This is a genomic window from Neisseria sp. HMSC056A03, assembly GCF_001815685.1.
Lineage (GTDB): Bacteria > Pseudomonadota > Gammaproteobacteria > Burkholderiales > Neisseriaceae > Neisseria > Neisseria subflava.
Genome location: NZ_KV821655.1, coordinates 1 through 829, shown reverse-complemented (window position 1 = coordinate 829; position 829 = coordinate 1). Strand labels below are relative to the sequence as shown.

Genomic DNA, 829 nt, shown 5'->3' with positions numbered 1-829 from the left:
TAGCGGCGGCAGCCCGGTTACTGTCGACGGTAGTGCCGGTACGGTTACCGGCCTGACCAACAAAACTTGGAATCCTGCCGGCATTGTCAGCGGACGTGCAGCCACGGAAGATCAGTTGAAAGCTGTAGCCAATCAGGTCAACAGTTCTGCAACCCACTATTACAGCGTGAACGACGGTGGCGGCGCACACGGTGGCAATTTCAATAATGACGGCGCGACTGGTCTTAACGCATTGGCTGCCGGCGTGGGTGCAAGTGCGCAAGATAATGATGCTGTCGCCATCGGTAGCGGAACGATCGCTCAAGGTAACGGCTCGATCGCCATCGGTGCGGCTGCCGAAGTCAGCGGCGCCACCGGAGCGGGCGGCATCGCCATCGGCGCGGCTGCCACCGCTAAGAACGGCGGTACGGCCGTCGGCTCCGGCGCGGATACCGGCAACGGCACGGCACTCATCCCCGGCCTGCCTAACCGTCTCAACAACAACCTAGCATTGGGCGATAGCGCGAGGGTTAAAAACGATACCAACTTCAACGTGGCATTGGGTTCGCTTTCTACGGCAGGCGATGCGGATTTGACCGCCGCCGCCTACAAGCCGAACGCAACTTCCGTCATTGCCGGCGACATCAACGAAGCCGGGGTTAAATATGGCGAAGTTTCGCTGGGCGGGGATACAAGCCATTTTATGGCTGGTAGCAAGATGTACCGCCGCCTAACCAATTTGGCTGCAGGTTCGGCAGATACCGATGCCGTAAACGTATCGCAGCTGAAAGCCGTGCAGGCTGCTTTGCAGGATCAGGCTCCGGTTGCATACACCAAAGCCGACGGCACC

1 pseudogene is annotated in these 829 nt (G+C 59.5%); it reads left to right on the top strand.

What is annotated here, in order from left to right:
* Positions 1–829 (top strand): annotated as a pseudogene (locus HMPREF3052_RS11835) (hypothetical protein); the annotation flags it as partial.